Origin of the sequence: Dietzia sp. CW19, assembly GCF_014145265.1 — a bacterium.
Taxonomy (GTDB): domain Bacteria; phylum Actinomycetota; class Actinomycetes; order Mycobacteriales; family Mycobacteriaceae; genus Dietzia; species Dietzia natronolimnaea.
Map to the genome: position 1 here is coordinate 1 of NZ_JAALEE010000243.1, position 6975 is coordinate 6975.

A 6975-nucleotide genomic window follows, 5' to 3' on the forward strand; every position below is an offset into this window, starting at 1 on the left:
TACGCCGATTGGGAGACACGCCCTAGATGTTGGGAGTTGTGGGGACCACACCTATCGTCGTTCCGTCACACCCGGCGGATCCGCCGCCCGATCGCCCGACAAGGAGCCGACCATGACCAGCCCGCCCAACCAAGGTGGGGTGACACCGAGAGAGACATTCTCCCGTCGCTCCGTCTTCGTCTTCGCCGCCATCGGCTCCGCCGTCGGCCTCGGCAACATCTGGCGTTTCCCCTTCGTCGCGTACGACAACGGTGGCGGCGCCTTCCTGCTCCCCTACCTCGTGGCACTGCTCACCGCGGGTCTCCCGCTGCTGTTCTTCGACTACGCCATCGGGCACCGCTTCCGCGGTTCCGCCCCTCTGAGCTTCCGACGGATGAACCGCTTCGCCGAGCCGATCGGCTGGATCCAGGTCCTGGTGTCCTTCGTCATCGCGGTCTACTACGCGGTGATCATCGCCTGGGCGGCCTGCTACGCGTGGTTCTCCGTCGACGAACGCTGGGGGCAGACGTACGAGGAGTCGGCCACGTTCTTCGCCGAGGACTTCCTCCGCGCCGGCAGCGGGTTCGGGATCGACTTCGTCCCGGGCATCGCGCTCGTCCTGGTGGTCGTGTGGATCGTCACGCTCGGGGTCCTGCTCGCGGGCGTCCAGAACGGCATCGGCCGGACCGCGCTGCTCTTCGTCCCGCTCCTGGTGGCACTCTTCGCCGCCCTCGTCGTGCGGTCGCTCTTCCTCGACGGCGCGATGGACGGCCTCAACAACTTCTTCACCCCGGACTGGGGCGTGCTCACCGAGCCGAGCGTGTGGATCGCGGCCTACGGCCAGATCTTCTTCTCCCTCTCGGTCGGCTTCGGCATCATGCTCACCTACTCGTCCTACCTCAAGCGCAAGTCCAACCTCACGAGCTCCGGCCTGGTCGTGGGCTTCTCCAACTCCGCCTTCGAGGTCCTCGCGGGCATCGGCGTGTTCGCCACGCTCGGCTTCCTCGTCTCCACGTCGGCGGGCGCGGGCTGGGAGGACGTCGGCGGCGGTCCGGGTCTGGCGTTCATCGCCTTCCCGGCTCTGATCTCGCAGATGCCCGGCGGCCCGATCTGGGGCGTGGTCTTCTTCATCTGCCTCATCCTGGCCGGCATCACCTCGCTCATCTCCATCGTCCAGGTGGTCATCTCGTCCTTCCAGGACAAGATGGGCAGCAGCCGCACCGTCTCGGTGCTGGCCGTGGGCATCCCGATGGCGGTCGCCTCGATCCTGCTCATGCCCACCGAGACCGGGCTGCAGAACCTCGATGTGATGGACAAGTTCGTCAACAGCCTCGGCATCGTCGGCATCACCCTCATCGCCCTCATCGTGGTGATCTTCGTGATGCGGCTGGCCCCCACACTGCGCGACCACCTCAACTCGGTGTCCTCGTGGAAGGTCGGCACGTTCTGGATCGTCTGCCTGGCGGTCATCACGCCGATCGTCCTGGGTTACGCCCTGATCCGCGAGATCATGTCCCTCGTCTCCGAGCCCTACGAGGGATACGACGCCGCCATCCTGGGCGTCTGGGGCTGGGGCATGATCGGGACCATCCTCGTCCTGTCGATCGTCCTGTCGGCCCTGCCCTGGCGGGGGGCCCGCCAGCTCGACGGGCCGCCGAGCGTCGACGACGACCCGAGCGACTACAGCTACGAGGAGGGACTCACCCGTCCCGACGAGAACCCGGCTCCCACCCACACGCCCAAGGAGGCCTGAGCCATGGACGCTCCCGCGATCATCATGATGGTGCTGTTCCTGCTCGTGATCTGGGGCGGACTCGTCGCCAGCATCGTGCACTACGTCGGTCACCCCGACGACCCGGAGGGGGCCACAGCCCGTCCCGCGCGCGAACTCTGACCTCGCGCCGCACGACCTGATCGCCGGCCCCGGCGTCCGCACACCACAGCGGCGCCGGGGCCGGAGTCGTCGAGGTGCCCGGACCAGTCATCGCACCGGAACTGTCACTGCATCGTGAACGCTGACGGTCAAGTCGCCGGGTCCGTCCCCACGGCGGCAGTAACCTGGTGACCATGGACACCGAGAGCCGCGACGCCACCACCACAGAACCCACCGGCGGCGCACCCGTCGAGGTGCGCCACCTGATCCAGCAGTGGAAGCGCCTCGACGAGCTCCTCGCGGGACTGAAGAGAGACGACTGGGCCGCACCCACGGCCCTCCCCGGATGGACCGTCCGCGACGTGGTGGCGCACATCGCCGGAACGGAGCACCTGCTCTCGGGCGAACCGGTACCGGACGTCGACCTCCCGCCCTCGGCAGACGAGTACGTCCGCAACCCCATCGGGGAGCTCAACGAGAAGTTCGTGCAGGAGGCCCGTCCGCTGGCGGTCGAGGACGCGTTCGCGGACTTCCGGGAGGCGGTGGCCGAGCGCACGGGACAGCTCGCCGAGATGACCCCGCAGCAGTTCGAGGCCGAGTCCGACTCCCCCGTCGGTCGCGTCCCGTTCCGTCGCTTCATGGGCGTGCGCGTCTTCGACTGCTGGATCCACGAGGACGACATCCGCCACGCCCTCGGCATGCAACACCACCTCGGCAGCGGCCCGGGGCGGTTCGCCCTCGACGAGATCGTGCGCTCCCTCCCCCGGACCGTGGGCAAGAAGGCCGGCGCCCCGGACGGTGCCCGCGTCCGGTTCCGGGTCACGGGTGAGTCCGACACCGATCTCCCGATGGCCGTCGACGTGATGGTCGCCGGCCGGGCGGGACTCGTGGACGTCGACGATTCCGCGCGGACCACGGTCGAGCTGGTGTTCGACACCCCGACCTTCGTCCGTGCGGCGACCGGCAGGATCACCGCCGAACCCGGCAACGGCGTGGAGATCAGTGGCGACGAGGACCTGGGCAGGAGGATCCTCGGGTCGATGGCCTTCACCATCTGACAGGCCCGTGGCGACTCCGACGGGGCCGGTGCCGAATCGGGCAGAGCCGTTGCCCGCGGCCGTTGCGCACATCGTGGTGATGGGGGTGTCCGGGGCCGGTAAGTCGACCGTCGCCCGCGCGATCGCCGAGCGGACGGGTGCCCTGTTCCTCGACGCCGACGACCTGCATCCCCCCGCCAACCGCCGGAAGCTGGGCGCCGGCGAGCCGCTCACCGACCTCGACCGCGGGCCGTGGCTCGACGAGGTTCGGGACAGGATGCGGGAGCGGGAACGGGAGGGGGTCCGCACCGGCCCGGACCCCGGCGTCGTCGTCGCGTGTTCGGCACTGCGCCGCGCCTACCGCGACGTCCTCCGGGACGTCGACCGGCCGGTGTTCTTCGTCGAACTCGGCGCCGACCCGGAGCTCCTCGCCGCCCGCCTCGCCGCTCGACGCGGGCACTTCGCATCCCACCGGATCCTCGAATCGCAGCTGGCCACCCTGGAGTCCCTGGGTCCGGACGAGGACGGGATCACCTGCCCGATCGCGCTTCCGGTCGAGGAGATCGCCGACAGGGCCCTCGCCGCGCTCCGGAAGGACCGTCGTCGGTGAGCCGGCGGTGAGTCCGCGGTGAGTCGGCGGTGAGGTCGCACCGACCCGGTGGACCGACCACGGTCCCGCGACCGTTCCGTGGACGCCCCGGTGGTCGTACGTCAGACTGGGATCCAGGCCGCCTGTCGACCCGACCCCGGAAGAGGACCCCAGCCTCCATGGAGCATCTCCGACACTTCGCCCAGGAGTTCCGGAAAGCCCTGAGGAACCTGTTGCCCATCGTGGCCGTGGTGGTGGCCTTCCAGCTGCTCGTCTTCCGCCGGATGCCCGAGGACCCGCTACAGCTGGTCGCCGGACTGCTCATCGTGGGGGTGGGGATCGCCCTGTTCCTCCAGGGCCTGGACCTGAGCGTGTTCCCGGTGGGCAAGAACCTCGCCAACCAGTTCACCCGCCGCGGGGCCCTGGGGCTGCTGCTCACCTTCGGCTTCGCCATCGGATTCGCCGCGGTCGTGGCCGAACCCGCCCTGATCGCGGTTCGCCGTGTCCGTGGGTCTCGTCCTGGTCCTGGGGATCCTGCGCGTGCTGCGGGGGTGGGCGGTCCACCGGATCCTCATCGGCGGCTACGTGGTGGTCCTGGTGGCCACGTTCGTGGCCCCGCCGGAGATCGTGGGCCTGGCCTTCGACTCCGGCGGGGTGACCACCAACGTCGTGACCGTGCCGCTGATCGCCGAGATCGGGATCGGGTTGGCCAACTCGATCCGGGGCCGCAGCGCCCTCACGGACGGCTTCGGCCTGGTCGCGCTGTGTGTGATGGTCCCGATGATCGGGGTGCAGCTCTACGGGATGTGGGTCTACACCTTCGGCGGTGGCGGCGGTACGCCCACCACGGGGTCGGACCAGGGCTCCACCCCGCTCTGGCTGGAGCACGTGGTGGGCCTGGCGGAGATGGTCCGCGACGTGGCGCCCATGGTGATCGTCGTCCTGTTCTTCCAGTACGTCGCGCTGCGCCGCAAGCTGTCCCACCCGCTGCGCGTGGCCGTGGGGTTCGTCATGGTCCTGGTGGGGCTCTACGCCTTCGTGGTGGGCCTGACGATGGGACTCTTCCCGCTGGGCACGCAGATGGCCGAGCAGCTCATCGACCGCGGCGTGCCGGCGCTGATCCTGCTGTTCGCCCTGCTCATCGGGTTCGCCACCACCATGGCCGAGCCGGCCCTGGTGGCCATCGCCGACCAGGCCGAGAACGTCTCGCCGGCCGGGATCAACGCCACCGCCATCCGCCTGGTCGTGGCCACGGGGGTGGCGGTCGGAATCGCGCTGGGGGTGTACCGCATCCTGTCCGGCGGGCCGCTGCACTACTTCATCATGGTCTCCTACGCCGTGGTCATCGTCCTGGTTGTCCTGGCCCCGAAGTACATCGTCGCCCTGGTCTTCGACCTCGGCGGGGTCACCACATCCGAGGTCACCGTGCCGCTGGTCACCGCCCTGGGCATCGGACTGGCCAGCGCCATCGACGGCCGCAGCGCGCTGCTCGACGGCTTCGGCCTCATCGCCTCCGCCTCGATCTTCCCGATCATCTCCGTCCTGCTCTATGCCATCGCCCTCGAGAGAGTCCCCCGCCTGCGGAAGGAATCGACATGAAATTCACGGCCGTCGTAGTGATCGCCCCCCCGGAACTGGAGGACACCGCCATCGAGGTCGCGCAACGGGCCGGGGCGACCGGGGTGACGATCCTGGAGGGCAAGGGCATCGGCGCGCAGCAGAAGAAGACCTTCTTCGGCCTGACGTTCGAGGGCTCCCAGTCGGTGCTGCTCATGGTCGTGGGCACCCACCTGGCCACCCCGATCCTCAAATCCCTGCACGAGATCCTGGTCGACGGGGACAACTCCCACGGCATCGCCTTCAACGTCCCCATCGAGCACCTCACCGGGATCGACCCCCGGCAGCTGGTGAAGTTCGAGGAGTACATGCGCCGGGAGAACACCTGAGTCACGCCCACCCGCTCCCCCGCGCACGCCCCACCCCGCCCGTCCAACCCAGGAGGACCCCCAATGCTCACCGTCCAACAGGTCATGGTGCCCGAGGTGATCACCATCTCCCCCTACGCCACCCTGCGCGAGGCGCTGTCGATGATGCGTTCCCACAGAGTCAAGAGCCTCGTGGTCGACCGCCAGCACCCCCACGATGCCTACGGTCTGCTCAGCTACAACGAGCTGCTGCGCGCCATCGTCGTCGAGGAGGGCGACGTGGACCTGCTCAACGTCTACGACGCCGCCGTCAAGCCCGCCATCACCGTGGGAGAGGACCTGTCGGTGAACCAGGCCGCGGCCATGATGAGCCGGTTCCACCTCAACCGCCTGGTCGTGGTCCGCGGCAACGACCTCATCGGTCTGCTCACGATGAACGACATCCTCGCCCGGCTGATCGACGAGCTCGACTGAACCGCGATCTGTGCGGTGCGCCCGGGGAGACTTGAACTCCCACGTCCGTAGACACTGGAACCTAAATCCAGCGCGTCTGCCAATTCCGCCACGGGCGCCCGCCCGGGGGTGCCGGGCGAGGTGAGCTTACCGCGCCGTCGGCGGTATCGTGGAGGGGTGTCCGACACCCTGAGCGACCGCACGGTCGGAGGCGACCCCGCCTCCGGTCCGCCGGTCTCGACCAAGGTCAGGCACCGCCCCTCGTGGATCGCGTTCGTCGTCCTGGGTTCGATCTTCTGCCTGGGGATGGGGTTCTGGCAGCTCGCCCGCTACCAGGAGGCCACGGGCACGGTGCAGAACCTCGGCTACACCTTCATGTGGCCGTTCCTGGCGGGGTTCCTGGTGTACGCGTACCTGAAGTACGTGCGGCTGGAGGCGGAGGAGGCCGATACGGCCATCCCCGCGGCCGATGCCGACGGGGATGAGGGTGACGACGACGAGGTCGGCGGCCACCCCGACGGGTCGCCCCCACGCCGGGGTCCGCGCGGGCGCGAGAAGATCGTCACGGAGATCCCCGCCGATCTCCTGCCCACCCGACGTCCCGTAAAGGAGGTCCGGACCCGCGACGAGGGTCTGGACGCCTACAACACGTACCTCGCCGAGCTGGCCCGACAGGACGCGGCCGCCGGTGACCGTTCCCAGGAGAGACACACCACATGACCGTCGCAGCCACCCCGGAGACCGACAACCGCAAGCCGGATCCCGACGGCAAGGTCCGCGGAGCGCTCGCCCGGTACCGCGCCCTGGCCTGGATCACCGGCGTGTGGCTGCTGGTCCTCACGGTCGAGATGATCTACAAGTACCTGATCCTGGAGAACTCCTCGGACGCTCCCGACTGGTTCACCTACATCGGACAGGCCCACGGTGTCTTCTACATCTTCTACCTGTTCATGACCCTCGACCTGGCGATCAAGGCCCGGTGGCCCGCCTCCCGCACCCTGCTGACCGCCCTGGCCGGGACGGTCCCGTTCCTGTCGTTCTGGTTCGAGCACAAGCGGACCCGGGACGTCCGGGCCGAATACGCGATCTGAGCCGGCGCCGATCTGAACCGGCGCCGAT

Annotated in this window: 9 protein-coding genes, 1 tRNA gene and 1 pseudogene; 10 read left to right on the forward strand and 1 reads right to left on the reverse strand. The window is 68.9% G+C overall.

The genetic code is table 11. The features are described from left to right. The first annotated feature begins 112 nt into the window (after positions 1–112). From G6021_RS07985 to G6021_RS08015, 8 genes and pseudogenes are all read left to right on the forward strand, one after another. Complete coding sequence (locus G6021_RS07985; RefSeq protein WP_182641020.1) at positions 113–1732, forward strand: sodium-dependent transporter; 1620 nt, start codon at positions 113–115, stop codon at positions 1730–1732. A 3-nt stretch (positions 1733–1735) separates the two neighbouring features. Then, positions 1736–1873, forward strand: a complete 138-nt coding sequence (locus tag G6021_RS07990) for a methionine/alanine import family NSS transporter small subunit (RefSeq protein WP_179524862.1) — start codon at positions 1736–1738, stop codon at positions 1871–1873. Positions 1874–2046: 173 nt separating this feature from the next. Beyond that, positions 2047–2910, forward strand: coding sequence for a maleylpyruvate isomerase family mycothiol-dependent enzyme (locus G6021_RS07995; protein WP_182610899.1), 864 nt, complete (start codon positions 2047–2049; stop codon positions 2908–2910). A gap of 28 nt (positions 2911–2938) precedes the next feature. Further along, entirely contained in the window at positions 2939–3499 is a 561-nt protein-coding gene (locus G6021_RS08000) for a gluconokinase, GntK/IdnK-type (RefSeq protein ID WP_259845023.1), read from the forward strand. A 263-nt stretch (positions 3500–3762) separates the two neighbouring features. After that, a pseudogene (locus tag G6021_RS17235) lies at positions 3763–4225 on the forward strand (DUF1538 family protein); the annotation flags it as partial. A 180-nt stretch (positions 4226–4405) separates the two neighbouring features. After that, a complete protein-coding gene (locus G6021_RS17240) occupies positions 4406–5077 on the forward strand; it encodes a DUF1538 domain-containing protein (RefSeq protein WP_241736470.1) in 672 nt (223 codons plus the stop codon). After that, positions 5074–5424, forward strand: a complete 351-nt coding sequence (locus tag G6021_RS08010) for a transcriptional regulator (RefSeq protein ID WP_182610538.1) — start codon at positions 5074–5076, stop codon at positions 5422–5424. The genes G6021_RS17240 and G6021_RS08010 overlap by 4 nt, the downstream gene beginning before the upstream one ends. Before the next feature lie 63 nt (positions 5425–5487). Further along, positions 5488–5877: a CBS domain-containing protein gene (locus tag G6021_RS08015; RefSeq protein ID WP_179524858.1), complete on the forward strand. Its 390-nt coding sequence runs from the start codon at positions 5488–5490 to the stop codon at positions 5875–5877. 16 nt (positions 5878–5893) lie between these two features. Here the strand turns inward: G6021_RS08015 and G6021_RS08020 are convergent. Beyond that, a tRNA-Leu gene (locus G6021_RS08020) sits at positions 5894–5975 on the reverse strand. A gap of 58 nt (positions 5976–6033) precedes the next feature. Between G6021_RS08020 and G6021_RS08025 the strand changes: the two genes are divergently transcribed. Continuing rightward, on the forward strand, positions 6034–6576 hold the full coding sequence (locus tag G6021_RS08025; RefSeq protein WP_182641021.1) for a hypothetical protein: 543 nt from the start codon (positions 6034–6036) through the stop codon (positions 6574–6576). Continuing rightward, the gene (locus G6021_RS08030; RefSeq protein ID WP_182641022.1) at positions 6573–6947 is read left to right on the forward strand and encodes a DUF3817 domain-containing protein; all 375 of its coding nucleotides are present in this window, start codon (positions 6573–6575) and stop codon (positions 6945–6947) included. Before G6021_RS08025 ends, G6021_RS08030 begins: the two co-directional genes overlap by 4 nt. The last annotated feature ends 28 nt before the right edge of the window (positions 6948–6975 follow it).